We start from the raw sequence: 16359 nt of genomic DNA, 5'->3' as shown, positions 1-16359 counted from the left end.
ATTATTTTTATTGTTATTGTAGATAGCTTATTGATGACTGATATTAAAGCCAGGCTAATTTATATTGAAAATAGCTACTCATTGCCAAAGACAACTTTTTTCCATTGGGGATCCGTATCCTCTCTTTCAAAATTCGCTCAGCCGGTATTTTTCTTATTTTTTTAAACAGCGACCAATAGTATTTATACGCCAGGTATACACCAAATCTCGACGACCGGGGTAATTTAAAAATACCGGCAAGCGCCTCATCAAATTCTGCAGCAATCTCCTCCTCTATTTGCTTTTTAATAGTATTATTAAACAACTGCATATCTACATTAGGAAAATAGGTTCTGCCCAGGTTATGGTAATCATCTTTCAGATCCCTTAAAAAATTAACCTTTTGAAATACCGATCCCAGCTTCATTGCCTGGGGTTTCAATTGTTCGTACTGGGCGGCATCGCCATTTACAAAAACCTGTAAGCACATTAACCCTACCACTTCTGCTGACCCCAGTATATATTGTTTGTACAACTCCGAATTGTACGACATCTGCCCCAGGTCCATTTCCATGCTCAACAGAAACTGATCAATCAGCTTCACATCAATATTATACCGTATCACAGTTTGCTGAAAAGCGTTAATAATAGGATTAAGTGATATACCCTCATGGATAGCCTGTTTAGCCTGTTCTTTAAAACGCCCCAGCAATAAAGATTTATTATAGTCATGAAAGCTGTCAACAATTTCATCGGCCAGTCTTACGAAACCGTATATGGCATAAATAGCCGGCCTTATGGAAGGCTGCAGCGCGAAGATGCCCATTGAAAAGCTGGTACTGTAACGGTGAGTGGCTTGCTTGCTTACATGGTAAGACAGGTCATCAAATATTTTTTTCATAAAGAGGGCATTTTAATTTTATTGACTTCTGTTGCAACAATTTTCCCGGAAATGATGGAAGGTGGCACACCCGGACCAGGCACGGTTAATTGCCCCGTATAAAACAAATTAGGCAAATGCTTATTCTTTATCGACGGCTTCCATACAGCAGTTTGAGAAAGTGTGTTGGCCAGTCCGTAAGCATTTCCTTTATACGCATTATAATCTGCAATAAAGTTGCTGACACAGTAGCTTTTTTTATAGTCTGCTTTTAACAGCAGGTTAGTTGCGCCGGTAAAACGCTCAAGCCTGTTAATCATCAATTGCAGGTATCGCTCCCTTGTTGGCTCATCATCGTTAATGCCCGTGGCCAGCGGCATCAACAAAAAAAGGTTTTCGTGTCCTTTGGGCGCTACTGCCGGATCTGTTTTAGACGGGCAACACGCATAAAAAAGCGGACGCTCCGGCCACTTCTTATCTTCATAAATGGCATGGATATGATCATCGAGATCGTTTTCAAAAAAAAGGGTGTGATGCCTCAGATTGGGTATGTGCTCTTTAAATCCTAAATAATAGATCAGGCAGGAAGGGGCGAAAGTCTTTCTGGACCAGTATTGCTCGTCATAATTTCTTAAAGGAGCATCCAGTAAAGATTCTGTATGTTGGTAGTCAGACGACCCGATAATAAAATCAAACGACAACTGCTCCCCATTTACCACAAGGCCTGTTACTTTACCATTCTCTGTAATAATTTTTTCAACATTACAACCGGTCCTAAACCGGGCGCCTTTCGATTCGGCAACGGTCTTCATGGCTCTTACCAACTCATGAAATCCACCTTTGGGATACCAGGTACCCAACGCATATCCGCCATAGTTCATCAGGCTATACAGCGCGGGTATTTTTTTAGGAGAAGCACCGAGAAAGATTACCGGGAACTCCATCAACGCTTTTAATTTAGGGTTCGTAAAATAACGGCCAACATACCGCCTGAAGTCTGACAGCAGGTTCATTTTAAAAGCACTCTTTATCACTGTGGGCGTAGCAAACTCCAGCCAGCTGTAACAGGGCCTGGTTACCAATTGCCGCATCCCGATCTCATACTTATGCCGGGCCGATTTCATAAAGGCATCCAACCGGCTACCTGAACCCTTTTCCATGGTCTCAAACAGTACTTTCAATGCATCATAGGATCGGGGAATGGCAATGGTTTCGTCTGAAAAAACCATTTCAAATTGCGGGTCTAACGGAACCAATTCAAAAAAATCAGCAGTTCGATAACCAAAATCTTCAAAGAAACGTTCAATAATATCCGGCATCCAATACCAGCTCGGTCCCATGTCAAATTTATAGCCGTCAGGTGTAATCATTTGCCTGGCCCGGCCTCCTATTGTATCATTCTTTTCAAATACATATACTTCATTACCCTCCCCGGCTGCATAAGCCGCGGCTGAAATTCCTGAGAAACCTGATCCGATCACTGCGATTCTTTTGGGCATATTGTTTTAATTACCGGTTGACATAAATTCCTGGGTTACGCGCTCCAGCAATGTGGCACTATCAATACCAGCTTCAAATATGGGTTTATGAAAATGATCCAGCTTGTTTAGGATCCTGATGAGTTCCATTTTCTCATGTCTTGAAAGATCGCCGCTGACCACTTTAGTAGCCTGCCTGATCCGGTCCATCTGCTGCTCCAGCACGCGTTCGCCCGCTGCTGTAATGTCAACAACTTTGCTTCTGCCATCCTCGGAAGAAGGTTGCTGCGTTATCCAGCCATTATTTAAAAGGCGGTTAATGATTTGCATGCCGGTTGGTTTATCCTGTATATTTCTCCTGATCAGCTTCATTTTGCTCATGGCTCCATAAGCCCTCAGGTTAATCAGGTAAAAAAATTCCTCCTGCGTAGAAAATTCCGAGCCGTAAATGGCCGACCTGGAATAAGATTTTGCATACCGGTTCATGTGAACCAGCAAGGTGCTAATAACGCTTTCGGCACTACGGCCTTTCTCCTTCCCCTCCCAATCAGGATCTACACTCCCCTGCTCTGCGCCCTGTGTATCCACCACCCATTGCCGGAAACCGGTCATATCGGGTGTATATAAGCCCGACTGGTTGGCTAACTCAAAAGACTCAGTAAGACGGATCACATCAGTTATTAAACTATAATTCATAGCATCATTTTTTAATCATTTGGCCCATTTAGTAGCAAATTATAAATAGTATATTAATAAACCAAAAAAACTTACAAAACTACCTTTTTTGTCAAAATAGACGCATAATTAAAATAATATAGAAAATTTTAGTTCAATAATAAACTAAAATTTAACACTGGCATAAACTTTGTAAATATTTTAGTATAAAAAAATACCTAAAATATAAATAAAGGTATTTTATAAAACTATTATTAACTATATAAATTTTAAAACCACAAACCATGAATCAGCTACTCAAAACCGCTTTCATCGCCGCTTTTCCTGCTATATTACTGGCCTCTTGCGGAAAGGATGACGATGGCATGCCGTCTGACAACTCTAAAACTATTACCGTATTGGTGAGCGAAAATGCTAATTTATCTCTTTTGAAAACGGCAGTGATAAGAGCAGGTCTCACCGAAACCTTGTCTGCCAATAGCACTCTTACTGTATTTGCGCCAGACAACAGCGCCTTCCAGGCAGCAGGCCTCGGCACTGAAGCGGCGATCAACGCAGTGCCGGTAGATGACCTGAAAAAAATACTGCTTTATCATGTATTGGGTGAAAAGTATGCATCAGGCAGTATACCCTCAGGTACTACTGAGCTAAATACGGCAGCCAGCATTAAAACCTATGTTACTAAAAACAGTTCAGGTGTGTTTGTAAATGGCGCAAAAGTTGGATCAGCAGATGTGAATGCCCGAAATGGCATCGTTCATGTTATCAATAAAGTACTGATGCCACCATCGGCTAATATTGTACAATTAGCACAGGCCAATACAAACTTTTCATTCCTGGTAGCAGCCGTAGTTAGAGCCAGCACCGGTAGCACCAATGTTGCTGCAGCTTTATCAGGCGCGGGTCCGCTTACCGTGTTTGCGCCTACGAATGCGGCCTTCCAGGCAGCAGGTTTTGCTACCATCGCCGATATACAGGCAGCCAATGCCAATACGCTGGCAGCTATTCTTACTTACCATGTAATCAGTGGCCGTATTTTTTCTTCAGATCTTACTGAAGGAGCTATGCCAACAACGGTGAACGGGGGAAAGGTGACTATAACACTAGCAGGCGGTGCCAAAGTAAAAGGTGCGGCTAACACAACGGCATCTAATATTACCGCAACCGATATGATCACTACCAATGGCGTGGTGCATGTCATAGACAGGGTATTATTACCCTAGCTTCCCGGTAGCGCAGTCAAAAGCTTTATGAAACAGGTATTCAGCAATAAGATTGAATACCTGTTTTTTCATTATATTACAATTACTCCTTGTTGCTATCTCAACTCTTACATATTCTTCACCCCTACCACTTGACCACTCATCCATGCCCTGAGCTTTTTCGTTAACGCAGCAGTACGATGCTGTGAGAAGAAAACTCCGGCGATGCGCGAGTGAACTGATTTATCGTAAGAAAATTTCTAAGCTGAAGGAAGTATTGCCAGGGTTGAATGGAATAGCATTTCAGGTGCTCTACGGTATTCGGATGCCTGATTACTGCTTCCGTATTTACCCATACGTCGCAGCGGCTTATTCTTTCAATGGATCTGCATGACGATGGATAAGCTTCCACTCATTGTTCACTTTCCTGAATATTTCTGTAATACGCAAATTAAATTCAACCTCGTCGTCTTTTCCTTTCATTTTTACAGTAGAGCGTTGAATACCCGTCCAGTAAGCTAAATGTGCATCGGTATCCTGGTGCATTACCTCGAACCTGTTTTTTGCTCCGGGTAAAAAAGCATCTGCACCTTTTTCATTAAAGCTGTTTACGGATTCAGCGCGTTCTATACAAATACCCGAGGGTGGAAAGATGGTGGCAAGGCGCGCTTTCGGCAGATATATTTTAAAACTTCAAACCGGCCTTCTACAAAGTCGGTTGAGGCCTTTAGCCTCAGCGCCATGAAATACTGGAAATCCTCGAGGTAAGTATCGGTTTGTTTCATAACGATATTTTAAAATGACAAAGTTGTGTATTAACAATTAAATAATAATCATATCGCCAACCTTTAACTCTGTCAAAGTGTGAATAATAAGACAGATTGCCGCGCCGTTGTCATCGGCTCAGGAAAAGCCGTGATGCCCCGGCCAGGCAACAACTTATTATAACCTATGATCCGGCATCTAGCATCCTGCGCACAATATAAGATGTCCGATGTACGCCCTACATTGAAACAACCATTAACCTGCATGCATTACAAAGCACACAAAAAACCCTGCAGCTACCTTCCTTGCCGGAATAGTAACTACAGGGAATTTATGATATGAGATGTACGATGTAAGCCATACGATAGATCACCACTCACTATTCACTGTTCACTATTGACCATTCCCTACTCCCTGCTCACCATTCACTACTTACCTTTTCACCACAGTAACTACTTTAGAGTAACTTTTCGTTCCATCCTTATCAACCTGTGCAATGCGCATATATACTTTACCTTCCGGTAATGCATCATGCCTGCTTTTCTTACAACCCGCGGCCAACACAACGATAGCTAAAGCCATTGCCATCATTGCATAACGTGCGCGGCGTGCTTTAAATAAACCAGCACCTGCTACCAATAAAGCAATACCTGCGGCTACTATACCTGCGCTTGCATCTTTGGTAAACTCATACTCTAATGCTTCTGCAGAAATACCGTTGTTGGCTTTGCTATTTACTTTACCAATGCTGATGAAGTTGGTGCCATCTACAGATGCTTCTACTTCAAAATAGCTGTTATTTAATTCGCTTGTAGTGTTCCATTTTACTTTCAACTGGTTATTGAATAGCTCCGCTGCTACAAAGCCAAATTTAACGGGTAATACGGCAGGGTCGTTGCTGATACCAAAATCTACCGCTGTTACAGCGCCTGCCAACGCACCAATTTCAATAACACCCGTACGATTGCCGGTATTGGCCACACCACCTACACTGGTTCCCGTATAACCGTAGTCCCCATTAGGGGCAGTTGCTGAAGCCAGTGGAGCGCCAACAGGTCTTTCGCCATTAGTGACAATAACTGAATAATCTCCCCCCACGGTATTTTCTACCAAAAGCGCAATGGAGTATGTACCATCATCAGCCACTTTCGCCGAGCCAACTACGGTACCATTAGGCGCTACCAGGTTTACCCATAGGTCATTGGAAATACCATTTTCGCTACCTTCCTGGCTTGCATTTCCATTGGCATCGTTCCAGATAGTACCTGCTACAGAGTTCATCTTACAATCCGCAATTTCAAAGGTTTTGGTAGCTGTAGCCCCGGTTGGGCAGTCAGCGGTAGTTGTGGTATAAGAAATCGCAACGGTTCCTGTACCAGGGCCATTAAAAATTAAACGGTTACCGGTAATAGTAGCCGCGCCGGAGGTTACCGCCCAGGTTCCCCCAGCAGGCAAAGCCGATAGTACCAGCGAAGTACCATTACAATAACGGGCCAGTGCATCGGTAGTTCCGACGCCACCGGTTAATATTTGCGGTACCGCAGTAGCGCCGCATAACTGTACATTGGCCGTATTAAAAGTAAAAGAAGGCTCATTTACGTCCACAGTTGCGGCATCGCCATTACCCATACTTCCATTAACTCTGTGACCTACATAGCCAAAATTTTCCGTACAGGCTTTTACCAACATGGTCGTATGCCCCCCTGATTCTATTGATAGAAGTTTTTCTGCACCACTAATGCCCGCCGGCTGTCCCGGATCATAGTTGATGTTAGTGGTAGGGCGCCCTAACATTAAACCACCATTAAATCCCCAGTTATACACCTGGTAGGCGCTATTGATTACATTGATAGCCTGATTCCCGGAAAAGTGTTCATTAGGAGAAATCCACAATATGTCGTTCATTTCAGAACCAGCAACAGCAGTATAACGTGGCTGTATCCAATAATTTTTGTTTATGTTGGTAAAATCTCCCAGTTGTCGGCTAGAGTTAAAACCCATTGCGTATAAATGCCCGTTTTCATATAATACATAATGTGTGTTACCGGTCATACCGATCATTTTTATTAAACTAGAACCTTCAGGAGGCAAGGCCATAGGTGTTGCCCTATTGGGTTGCGAAATAGTAGTACCGCCGCCGCCCAGGTACACACTCTGTCCCCAGGTCCATAAAGTTCCATCGCGCTTCAGTGCCATTAAACGCACACTATGGCCTCTCAGGGCTACTACATCGGTAAGATAAGGGTTGCCCGCCGTAGATTCCTGTACATGAGCCCAGGTATTCGGATCAGCAGCACTTCCATCGCCCCTGGGCTGCCCATTGGTGGTATAATTGGCCAGCACATATACATGACCATCGCATGTAAGAATAGCCAGTGTAAGGTCTGATGCAAACATCATTTTTACCTGGGTAGGTGTCACACCTGTCGGCAAACCCGTGGCGTTACCATTGACAGTAATTCTTTCCAACTGACTGGTAGATTTGATCGTTGTACTAATTACAGTTCCTGGCTGTCCCCACACAAAAAGTCCGTCGGTAGTGAGCACAATAGTTTGTGGAAGACCTCCACCTGCTACCAGTGCTTTTAACGGACGGCCTGTTAAGCCAGGAAAGTTAACGCTATTAATCTCTGTAGGAACCGTCAGGCTTGTAGCACCGTCAGCCGCCGAAAGGGCTCCCCAGATACGAAAAACACCGGTGTAATCTCGTACCACAGAACTGTGAAAAGATGACACCTGATTATCATATTCCAACGTTTCCGCCCCAGAAGAGCCTACTCCATAATTGGCATAATTAGTTCCGGGGCAGCCGTAGCCGGAGAAATAGCCGCATTGAGCGGAGGTCGTTCGGATACCCAAAAACATAGCGGTACCTAGCGACAATGCCGCCAGTAGCTTAGAAGGTTTTTTTAACATGTAAGGGTTGTTTTAAGTGTTTAGTTTGTTAATTATAAGATCAATTTTACGTTTAGAGTTGCTTGGGGGTAGTTTTGGTACTACACCAGTTAATGAGGGTTGTTTAGAGGACCGCAAGATAGCCGCTGCCTGTTACAAAACCAAAAGATTGAAGGACAAAACATTAAAGGATGCCTCATACTGGATGCCGGATACTGGATACTTGATGTTGGATGGAAGAGCTTCCTGCCATCACCTCATTATCCACATTCCATTTCATCTTGCATATCCAATATTCAATGTTCATTGTTCAATATTCCCTATTTAATTTTCAACGGTAGCTGCCACCATCAGTCATTGAGCATCTACTTTCTATCACCCGTCATCTATCATCTGTCATCTTTCCTCTTCTCATGAAAGTAAACCCCGCAGTTGCCCGCTCCGGCGGCTTGCCCCCAGGCGCAGGAACCGCAGGGTTTATAATCATGTCAGCCCTTTTAATCACATGATCGATAATGGTGTTTTTTAAAGTGTATCTCCATTCGCCCTACAGATGGAGGCCCTAACCTTATACGAAGGCTAATTTAACAGCATCGGGTATCGTATGCAACCGTTTGTCTTGCCATAATCTGGAAAAAAGCCTGAAAATAATTGAGCTTTGCAACTATTTTTTGAGCCATTATTACAAAAACAACCATATTTAACTAAATGATTATTAATCAACTAACAAGAGTAGCATTTCTTAAATTCCGGAAATCGGCAAGACCATTGTAAATACACCATTGTCAGGCAGTTAGGTTTTCTGAACAAATGCCTATTTTTACGATTCATCTACCTTCAACTGTTGCGGCTCAACCGCTTTTATTCGAAAAATGAAATATAGATTTGGCGTGCTGGCGCTTTTCATGCACTGTTTTTTATGTATAAAAGCCCTGGCGCAGGATCCTGAAGCCTATAGCAGCATTTACCGCAAAACATTCCTGGAGACGGCACAGACTGATATGGCAAAGGCCCACGAAATTGCCGATTCGCTCTTCACTATTTCTACCACCCCACAGTTTAAAGCCAAAAGCCTGATGCTGTCAGCCACTTTATATGAGCAGCAACAACAACTGGAAAAGTCAACCCAGATAGCCGAACAGGCTTACACAATAATCAGCGAGACCAATGATTTTAGCTGGCAGGTTAGAGTATGCGGTTTCCTGGCCAGCCAATACCGGATACTGCAGCTTTATAAAAAGTCGAAGATCTATTGCGACCGTGCGCTGAAGCTGATACCACAAATACCTCAACCCGAAGCTGCTCAAAGTGCGGCAGGACTGGTGAACCAGGAACTATCATATTATTATATGGCTGCTAAAAATTACCAGGCGGCTATTCGCTATATAGAAGTATCGAAGCAAAGCTTTGACAAGGTGAGCCAGAATAAAGATTTTTTCCAGGCCAATAATGAACAACTGTTAGGATTAAGTTATTATCACCTTAATCAACCAGAGAAAGCAATGCAACACTACCGCAAAGGTTTGACTATGTTAAAGCAGATGCCCGATAACCATGTTCGCGGGTTGATGTACAATGGCATGAGTGCTGTTTATATTCAAAAATCAGATACGGCCAATGCTAAAAAATACCTGGATAGCGCTAATGCCATTGCCGGTCGCTCTCAGTACCTTCGATTAAAAAACGAAATATTAAAAACCACCCAAAGTTATTTTTTAAAAGTGAAAGACCTGGCCCGGTTTGAAGAAGCTCGCGAGAAACAGGATTCAATAAGGGAACAGATTGCCCAGCGCAATACCAGGTTCCTGGACAGCAGTTTTGTGGAGTTGGAAAAAACAACGCAACAGGCACAACAAAACAGTAATGCCAAAAACGTTCCGCTGGCAGCAGGCGGACTAATGCTTGTGTTTGGCGGAAGTTATTTTTATTTTTACCGGCGCAAACAGAAACAGCAGCACCGGCTATTTACGGCTTATTTTGAAGATAAAAAACAATTTGACCCTGCAGCGCCCCCAAGCAAGCCCTCTCACTACCTGGTATATACGGAAGCTGATGATACGGAAGGGACGGAAGCAATAACCGCCGATAACGAGGCACTAATTGAGACCGCAGCGGATGCCCCTACCGGCAGAAAACAGGATAGCCCTTTGCTACTAAGTGAAGAAACATTGCAAAGAATCCTGAATAGCCTCAGCGAATTTGAAGCGCAGCAACAGTTTACCTCGGGTACTATTACCCTCTCGCAGATGGCTGCACAAATCAATACCAATATCAAATACCTGTCTTATGTAATCAAAACCTATAAAGGGCGGGATTTTAACGGGTATATTAATGAACTGCGGGTAGACTATATAATCAGGCAACTGAAGGAACAATCCCAATGGCGCAGTTATAAGATCAGCGTGCTGGCCGAAAAAGCGGGGTTCTCCTCGCATGGCAAATTCGCCACCATTTTTAAAGGAGTTACAGGATTGTCGCCATCTGTATTTATACAGCACTTGGAGAACGAGGAGCGTAAGTAAGGGAATGGGCTTCAATGATTAAATAGCCCAGCTGCACAGGTAATCGAACACCATTTTATTCCCATTCCTGCCTGTAAGCCAGGAAAACTACTGCTAACAAAGGCTGGCAATGGACGCAACAACAAGGGCTGAAGTGGTAGGCTGTCCTTAAGCCACCCCAACACCACCTTCTTCGTTCATAGGTTCGGTTACTAAAAGAATTTTTATTTTTTTTGTAATTGATGCAACATTTTACAACACCTTACGCCTTAATAGAAAGAATCGCAAAAATAAGTAACCAGGCAAACAGAAAATAAGAGAATAGCCATTGCAACTACCGAAAAAATTAGACGACCAGGAGCTGATGGAGCTGTGCCGGCAGGGCAATGGAGCGGGTTTCTCCGAACTTTACTTACGTTATAATAAGGCTGTTTTTAATACCATTCTGCGTTTGGTTAGCGATTTTGCTCAGGCACAGGACCTGTTACAGGAGGCGTTTATGGCGCTTTACCAGGAAATTATGAAGGGCCGCGACATCGAGCATTTTGCTCACTTTTCGAGGCGCGTGGCCGCCAACAAAGCCATCAGTTTTTTACGGGCTCATAAACGCCTGTTTGTTTTTGAGGATTACCGCGACCAGGTTGCAGAAGAAGAAGCCGAAGATGAAGACCTGTACGAAATGAAGGTGGAAGGCGTAAAAAAAGCCATAGAGGCATTGCCAGAAGGATTCAGAACCATCGTTAACCTCTATGTAATGGAAGGCGTGCCTCAACAGGAAATCGCAGCGCTATTAGGCATTTCGCATGCAACAGTACGAACGCAATACCATCGCGCTAAAAAGAAAATATTGACGCTTTTACAAAAAGAGACCGTATAATATGAAGGAAGATATTTTAAAAAAATTTGTAGATACCAACCGCGACCAGTTTGACGACCAGTCACCTGATGCCGATATACTCGGTAAATTACAGGCGCAGCTGGGCCTGCAGCCAGCGGCTGATGCACCCAAACCTGCAAAAGTCATCGGGCTTCGGTACTGGTGGGTAGCTGCAGCAACCATTACCGCCATTATCGGCCTGGGGGTGCTTCTACAGCGGGCTCCAAAAGCGGACCAACCAATAGCTCAAACCAGGGATATAAAAGCGATAGCACCTGCTATCCCCACTCCTGCTGACTCCATGAGCAGTTCATCAGACATCGAAAAAGCAATGGCGCAAACCAAACCGCAGGCTAAAGCTGCAGCGCCACAGGCACAAAGGATAAGGGAAGCCCAACAGATCAATGCCCCTGTAGCTGCGGTAACAACAGCACCCGCTACGGCAACCGGCAACTGGCAGGCCGGTTTACAAAACGAAAGTTCATCGGTGCGGCTGGCAGCAGTGCTGACTTCCGGCAAAAGTAAGACCCTGTCTGACGATGATATAAAATCGCTCTATTTTACGATGAACAATGATGAGAACAGCAATGTGCGCCTGGCAGCCCTGGATGTGCTGAAAAAAAGAGAACAGGCCAGCAACCTGATCTTAGCTTCAGTTGATAAACAGGACGACCCGGTGGTGCAAATGGAATTACTGGCGTCCCTTTCGCCGGCACAGGCAGAAAAAGTAGAACAACAACTACTGGAGATCACTCAAAACCCATTAACTATTGATGCAGTGCGCAACGAGGCTTATGCCGTGCTGCTTCGATCTAATACAAATTTTTAAAACAATAAGATACAATGAAAAAAATAATAGCAACCATCATCCTGTCTGTAGTACTCGTTTCCGTGGTAAGTGCGCAGGATCGTCAATTTAAATTGTCCAGAAAAACAGGCACACTTAACATCAATATTCCTGGTGTATATATTGAAGGATATGATGGCAGTGAAATTGTTTTTGAGGCTCCGGCACTAAAGACTGAAGATAAAGATGAAAGAGCGGCCGGGCTCCGGTTGGTTTCAGGCTCAGGCCTCACAGACAATACCGGACTGAATTTAAGTGTACGTGAAAACGGCAATGTAGTAGATGTAGATTACGTGGGCAGAAGAGACAAAGACAGTCTCACCATAAAAGTTCCTAATACCATGGCCATAAAAGTAAAAACCAACAGTGTTATGGATGCCGGAAAACGTGTGGATATCAGGAACTTTAAAGGAGAACTGGAAATAAACACCATTTATAATGCCATCGCCTTAAACAATATCACAGGCCCGGTAAATGCCAAAACTATTTACGGAGAGCTTACTGCAAAATTTGCTTCTGCTATAAAAAGCCCGATATCGCTGGTTGCGCTTTACAAATTTGTAGATGTGAGCATACCTTCCGACTTAAAGGCAAATGTCAATATTTCGTCTCAAAACGGCAATATTTATGCTGCCGATGGACTGGATATTAAGAAAGAGCCGCTTAAAGAAAAAAATAGCGATGGTGAAGATCTTACAGGTTTAAAGGATTGGGGCAGGTCTTCAGAGATCAAAGGAACCCTCAATGGCGGTGGTATCGATCTGATACTGAAAACCAGCTATGGAAAGATCTACCTGCGTAAAAATTAAGCGCAGGTCCTCCCTTCTTCCCGTTTTATTATTATTTCCGTCTATTCAAAAATTCATATCATGATGAAAAGGGCATTGCTTTGCCTGTTATTTACAGGCAGTTTACAATTATTGTTCGCACAAAGGATCATTGAGAAAACGTATAAAACCTCGAAAGACCAACCGGTACTGTTACAGTTGGGCTATCCCAACCTGAAAGTGAACAGCTGGGACAAGGACGAGATTTATATTAAGGCGACGGTAAATATCAGTAACAACAAATATAATGACCGTTTTGAATTGCGGAGTGAAACCATTGCCGGCAAATTACACATCCTGGATTCTATTGACCTCAAAAATATAGAGCCGCAATACTATGTTGAGGTAAATGGCGTCAAAAAGCATTTTGATACCAAGGCAGATTTTGAGGTTTATAGAGCTGCACATAAAAACGAAAAGATGTCAGCCTACAGCAGTACCGATGCTCATATCGAAATTGAAGTAATGTTGCCTGTTAAAGACTTTATTACCATACAATCTAAGTTTGGGCTGGTAGAAGTAAAAAATTATACCGGTCCGCTAACCATAAAAACAGAATATGGAAAGATCGACGCCCAACTCAAAGAAACCCGGGTTGGCAAAATCAAACTCACCAACCATTATGGAAAGATCTATTCTGACTTCGATCTGAAACCGGTTGAAAAGGAAGATAAAAATTTCTACACCTCCATTACGGCTATTCCCGGCAAGGGGCCGGCATATGAATTGAGCTCAAAATTTGGGAATATTTATTTGCGTAATATAAAATAACACCCGGCTCGACCCCTACGGGGCCGATTCCGTAAATCATCTATTTTCTATAAACAGGATGCTCCTCCGGAGTATATCTTCACCTAACTCTAGCGCCTGTAATGCTATCCTTTTCAAAGAGGCCGTAGGCTTACAACAGAGCATATCCTAAGCACGTGCGGTCCCTACAAATATGAAAACATTATCCCCGCACCTGTAGCCTCCCCATCCTAGCCTGAACTTTAGCATCTGCAATGATTGCTATTATTCTCGAAGAAGCTGTGGGCCTACAGCATAATATCCATAAATATGTGCACCCACCTGGCTGGTTAGCTCAATTTTGCTTAAGAACCAGGTTTCTCTTCAAAGCAGCTGAGGGGCATCGAAACACCCTCCCCTGACGGCTGATAATCACCCCAGTAAGACCAGGCGATATATTTAAGCCTTTATTCGTATTAAAAAGCTTACCTTCAACAGAAGCAAATAAGCGTCCTATACAATAAAACAGGCTTTTACGGCTCGTGTCGGATTCTTCTTTATTGGTTTACATACCTTTCATCCTTACCAAATCCGATTCTCAGGTTCACTCATCGATGTATTTTTTGTAGTCATTGACTGGCAATCACCGGCATCAACTAAAAACGGCTGGCAATTTTAATTCTTTAAAATACTATTATGCATTTTGAAAAACATGATCTAAATATGGCACATTACAACTGGAGCCAGGAAACCCAGATGTATGAAGGCCCACCCAGCCGAAGAAGCTTCGACAAAAGCAATGGAGCGCAGGTGCTGTTTTTAATCAACCATTACGCCTCCTTTGATGAGCGGCTTAACCAACAGCAGTTACACTTGCTCGAGCAATTATTACGCGGCGAATTGCCTTTGGAAGCCCGGAGCGAGATATCTGTATTTAAATGGATGACAGAGCAACTGCTGTATTCCGATAAAATACTTTACAAGTAGTCATTTACGCACTATAGGTCAGCCGGGACTTTACTTCCAATTCCATTTTACAAAAGGGCAATGCTGGTTTTATTACCCTTCAACATTATAAAACAAATTCTTTTTTATGCAGAAGTATAACACATCGCGCCCGCCGGCACTCCGTATACAACTCAACAATAAGGACATTGCAACAGGACTGGTATACTTTACAGGCAATGCCATTTCTTCCTGGAGCGATCGCGTGGAGGGAGTAGCTACCGAATTAAACAATTGCACCTGGCATGAAGACATGTCCAGCGGAACATTACTGTATATTGTTACAGATATGAAAAAATAAACAGCTGTCAGTTGTATAACAATCTGGTAGGTATCTGAACCTTTAAGCTTATTCCGGTTCAATATGACCACAAGTATCGAGATCTTTCAAAGTATAAAGTATTTAAGCCGGTAAACGTTTAATCCTTGTCAACTACTCAATATTAATAACCTCACTGAAACATGCGCCGGAGCCAAAGACGCGTTGCTTATGCTGCTGGTTGAATTCAGAAACAGCAGTTTAATAAAAATCAATCACACAAGAATAATAACGGTTTGCCTTACGCCGTATGGTATGGTATTGTACAACATGCAATAACCGCGGGACTTAATAGCGAAGAGCGCCGGAGCCCACTACTCTTGGCAATCATCTTTATTCAGCCGTAATAAGTATTAATTCAGCAGGCTAACGAAAAAATGGATGAAGCTATTTTGGAGCGGCTACTGGCGTTATACCGTGTTATTAATAGTAACCCTAACCTTATGCCCATGACCATTTCCGGGCCGGGCAACAGTTAGTAGCCTCCAGTCCTGCTTTGCTTGATCTGATTTATAAATGACAAATGCCTGGTCACCATATTGAGGAGGGAAATATTGTTGTTTTCGCATCCGTGGGCGCTGGTATGAATATCAATACTGCGGTATATCGCTTCCCGCCTGCACCACCCATTCAAACCCGAACTGAACCATCGGTTTAGCTTATTTTTTTAAGGCATTTAATATAAATGACCAGGTCTTTATGTTCCTTTTCCCTGTAAAGTGTCAGGTAGGCGCCGTTAATGGCTTTCACCTCATACACATGCTTCGAAGAAAAAGGGGGCAACAACTTTACACGGTCACCAACAATGATACTACACATACCATAAAGATAGCTCTTCCGGCCGGGATTCCGGCTAAACTTCCCGGCCCCGGCAACCGCTACCGAACCTCAGGAACTAAATCTCCAGTGCCCTGGTTACTTAATCCTTACACCGGCAATCCATCCCTGCCGCCCAAAAAAAGGGAGAAGATAAGAATACCCCCTCCGTTGTTTTACATGAGAAAAAAAATAAGAGGCTAGCTATCCTCCTTATATGATGATACACCCCATTTCAGAGCTGTATTATGTTTATATTTCATAGCATCAACCCGCCACTAACCTGCGCTTCCCTATCTGGCTGAAATAAAGGAAAGGCTTCTTTTCATAAAGACCTTTCAGCGCCGCAAATGTAGTCATTGTAAGGCAGATAATTGAAAGAACAATGCAACTTAATGGAAATATAATAGTGATTGATAATAAAAAGACACCATTTGGGGACAATTTATTGAAATGAGAGATAAAGCCCCAATGGCGGTACCGATATTAATACTAGTAGCAAACTCTTTGTATGTATTGCACAGCAGGATACAGATAGCAGCATCTGCTATTCTAGTGAATGAA

At 43.2% G+C, this 16359-nt stretch carries 16 protein-coding genes; 9 read left to right on the top strand and 7 right to left on the bottom strand.

Annotated elements, in window-relative coordinates; genetic code table 11:
- Positions 1-43: 43 nt before the first annotated feature.
- Genes ACLOAU_RS21675 through ACLOAU_RS21665 form a run of 3 tightly spaced genes read right to left on the bottom strand, consistent with a single transcriptional unit; the run spans position 44 to position 3033 of the window.
- Positions 44-880, bottom strand: coding sequence for a phytoene/squalene synthase family protein (locus ACLOAU_RS21675; RefSeq protein ID WP_427863999.1), 837 nt, complete (start codon positions 878-880; stop codon positions 44-46).
- Positions 877-2358, bottom strand: a complete 1482-nt coding sequence (locus tag ACLOAU_RS21670; RefSeq protein ID WP_427863998.1) for a phytoene desaturase family protein — start codon at positions 2356-2358, stop codon at positions 877-879. Before ACLOAU_RS21670 ends, ACLOAU_RS21675 begins: the two co-directional genes overlap by 4 nt.
- 6 nt (positions 2359-2364) lie before the next feature.
- Positions 2365-3033: a MarR family winged helix-turn-helix transcriptional regulator gene (locus ACLOAU_RS21665; protein WP_427863997.1), complete on the bottom strand. Its 669-nt coding sequence runs from the start codon at positions 3031-3033 to the stop codon at positions 2365-2367.
- A 263-nt stretch (positions 3034-3296) separates the two neighbouring features.
- Here ACLOAU_RS21665 and ACLOAU_RS21660 point away from each other — a divergent pair, with 263 nt between their 5' ends.
- Positions 3297-4235 carry a fasciclin domain-containing protein gene (locus tag ACLOAU_RS21660; RefSeq protein WP_427863996.1) on the top strand — a complete coding sequence of 313 codons (939 nt, stop codon included), beginning with the start codon at positions 3297-3299 and terminating at the stop codon, positions 4233-4235.
- Here ACLOAU_RS21660 and ACLOAU_RS21655 read toward each other — a convergent pair.
- The 3 genes from ACLOAU_RS21655 to ACLOAU_RS21645 form a co-directional block, all read right to left on the bottom strand.
- Positions 4227-4382, bottom strand: coding sequence for a hypothetical protein (locus ACLOAU_RS21655; protein ID WP_427863995.1), 156 nt, complete (start codon positions 4380-4382; stop codon positions 4227-4229). The two genes, ACLOAU_RS21660 and ACLOAU_RS21655, sit on opposite strands and share 9 nt — an antisense overlap.
- Positions 4383-4583: 201 nt before the next feature.
- Positions 4584-4760, bottom strand: coding sequence for a Cif family virulence factor (locus ACLOAU_RS21650; RefSeq protein ID WP_427863994.1), 177 nt, complete (start codon positions 4758-4760; stop codon positions 4584-4586).
- Positions 4761-5411: 651 nt separating this feature from the next.
- Positions 5412-7895: a hypothetical protein gene (locus ACLOAU_RS21645; protein ID WP_427863993.1), complete on the bottom strand. Its 2484-nt coding sequence runs from the start codon at positions 7893-7895 to the stop codon at positions 5412-5414.
- Between the two features lie 851 nt (positions 7896-8746).
- Between ACLOAU_RS21645 and ACLOAU_RS21640 the strand changes: the two genes are divergently transcribed.
- The 7 genes from ACLOAU_RS21640 to ACLOAU_RS21610 all read left to right on the top strand — a co-directional run bounded on the left by ACLOAU_RS21640 (position 8747) and on the right by ACLOAU_RS21610 (position 14961).
- Positions 8747-10396 carry a helix-turn-helix domain-containing protein gene (locus tag ACLOAU_RS21640; RefSeq protein WP_427863992.1) on the top strand — a complete coding sequence of 550 codons (1650 nt, stop codon included), beginning with the start codon at positions 8747-8749 and terminating at the stop codon, positions 10394-10396.
- Between the two features lie 307 nt (positions 10397-10703).
- Positions 10704-11252 (top strand): RNA polymerase sigma factor, encoded by a 549-nt coding sequence (locus ACLOAU_RS21635; RefSeq protein ID WP_427863991.1) that lies wholly within the window; start codon positions 10704-10706, stop codon positions 11250-11252.
- 1 nt (position 11253) lies between these two features.
- Positions 11254-12081 carry a hypothetical protein gene (locus ACLOAU_RS21630; protein WP_427863990.1) on the top strand — a complete coding sequence of 276 codons (828 nt, stop codon included), beginning with the start codon at positions 11254-11256 and terminating at the stop codon, positions 12079-12081.
- 14 nt (positions 12082-12095) lie between these two features.
- Positions 12096-12908: a DUF4097 family beta strand repeat-containing protein gene (locus ACLOAU_RS21625; protein WP_427863989.1), complete on the top strand. Its 813-nt coding sequence runs from the start codon at positions 12096-12098 to the stop codon at positions 12906-12908.
- Between the two features lie 60 nt (positions 12909-12968).
- Positions 12969-13697 carry a DUF4097 family beta strand repeat-containing protein gene (locus ACLOAU_RS21620; protein ID WP_427863988.1) on the top strand — a complete coding sequence of 243 codons (729 nt, stop codon included), beginning with the start codon at positions 12969-12971 and terminating at the stop codon, positions 13695-13697.
- A gap of 654 nt (positions 13698-14351) precedes the next feature.
- Positions 14352-14642 (top strand): hypothetical protein, encoded by a 291-nt coding sequence (locus tag ACLOAU_RS21615; protein ID WP_427863987.1) that lies wholly within the window; start codon positions 14352-14354, stop codon positions 14640-14642.
- A 106-nt stretch (positions 14643-14748) separates the two neighbouring features.
- The gene (locus tag ACLOAU_RS21610) at positions 14749-14961 is read left to right on the top strand and encodes a hypothetical protein (protein ID WP_427863986.1); all 213 of its coding nucleotides are present in this window, start codon (positions 14749-14751) and stop codon (positions 14959-14961) included.
- A gap of 428 nt (positions 14962-15389) precedes the next feature.
- Here the strand turns inward: ACLOAU_RS21610 and ACLOAU_RS21605 are convergent, their stop codons facing one another.
- Positions 15390-15548: a hypothetical protein gene (locus ACLOAU_RS21605; protein ID WP_427863985.1), complete on the bottom strand. Its 159-nt coding sequence runs from the start codon at positions 15546-15548 to the stop codon at positions 15390-15392.
- A gap of 190 nt (positions 15549-15738) precedes the next feature.
- Here ACLOAU_RS21605 and ACLOAU_RS21600 point away from each other — a divergent pair, with 190 nt between their 5' ends.
- On the top strand, positions 15739-15999 hold the full coding sequence (locus tag ACLOAU_RS21600) for a hypothetical protein (RefSeq protein WP_427863984.1): 261 nt from the start codon (positions 15739-15741) through the stop codon (positions 15997-15999).
- Positions 16000-16359 lie beyond the last annotated feature (360 nt).

Source organism: Paraniabella aurantiaca (assembly GCF_050309965.1).
Classification (GTDB): Bacteria; Bacteroidota; Bacteroidia; order Chitinophagales; family Chitinophagaceae; genus Niabella.
This window is presented reverse-complemented; position numbering and strand designations above follow the sequence as displayed.

Coding starts and splice junctions, on each gene's coding strand:
- ACLOAU_RS21675 (WP_427863999.1), bottom strand. CDS start 880: ATGAAAAAAATATTTGATGACCTGTCTTACCATGTAAGCAAGCAAGCC.
- ACLOAU_RS21670 (WP_427863998.1), bottom strand. CDS start 2,358: ATGCCCAAAAGAATCGCAGTGATCGGATCAGGTTTCTCAGGAATTTCA.
- ACLOAU_RS21665 (WP_427863997.1), bottom strand. CDS start 3,033: ATGAATTATAGTTTAATAACTGATGTGATCCGTCTTACTGAGTCTTTT.
- ACLOAU_RS21660 (WP_427863996.1), top strand. CDS start 3,297: ATGAATCAGCTACTCAAAACCGCTTTCATCGCCGCTTTTCCTGCTATA.
- ACLOAU_RS21655 (WP_427863995.1), bottom strand. CDS start 4,382: ATGGATGAGTGGTCAAGTGGTAGGGGTGAAGAATATGTAAGAGTTGAG.
- ACLOAU_RS21650 (WP_427863994.1), bottom strand. CDS start 4,760: ATGCACCAGGATACCGATGCACATTTAGCTTACTGGACGGGTATTCAA.
- ACLOAU_RS21645 (WP_427863993.1), bottom strand. CDS start 7,895: ATGTTAAAAAAACCTTCTAAGCTACTGGCGGCATTGTCGCTAGGTACC.
- ACLOAU_RS21640 (WP_427863992.1), top strand. CDS start 8,747: ATGAAATATAGATTTGGCGTGCTGGCGCTTTTCATGCACTGTTTTTTA.
- ACLOAU_RS21630 (WP_427863990.1), top strand. CDS start 11,254: ATGAAGGAAGATATTTTAAAAAAATTTGTAGATACCAACCGCGACCAG.
- ACLOAU_RS21625 (WP_427863989.1), top strand. CDS start 12,096: ATGAAAAAAATAATAGCAACCATCATCCTGTCTGTAGTACTCGTTTCC.
- ACLOAU_RS21620 (WP_427863988.1), top strand. CDS start 12,969: ATGATGAAAAGGGCATTGCTTTGCCTGTTATTTACAGGCAGTTTACAA.
- ACLOAU_RS21615 (WP_427863987.1), top strand. CDS start 14,352: ATGCATTTTGAAAAACATGATCTAAATATGGCACATTACAACTGGAGC.
- ACLOAU_RS21610 (WP_427863986.1), top strand. CDS start 14,749: ATGCAGAAGTATAACACATCGCGCCCGCCGGCACTCCGTATACAACTC.
- ACLOAU_RS21605 (WP_427863985.1), bottom strand. CDS start 15,548: ATGCGAAAACAACAATATTTCCCTCCTCAATATGGTGACCAGGCATTT.
- ACLOAU_RS21600 (WP_427863984.1), top strand. CDS start 15,739: ATGCTTCGAAGAAAAAGGGGGCAACAACTTTACACGGTCACCAACAAT.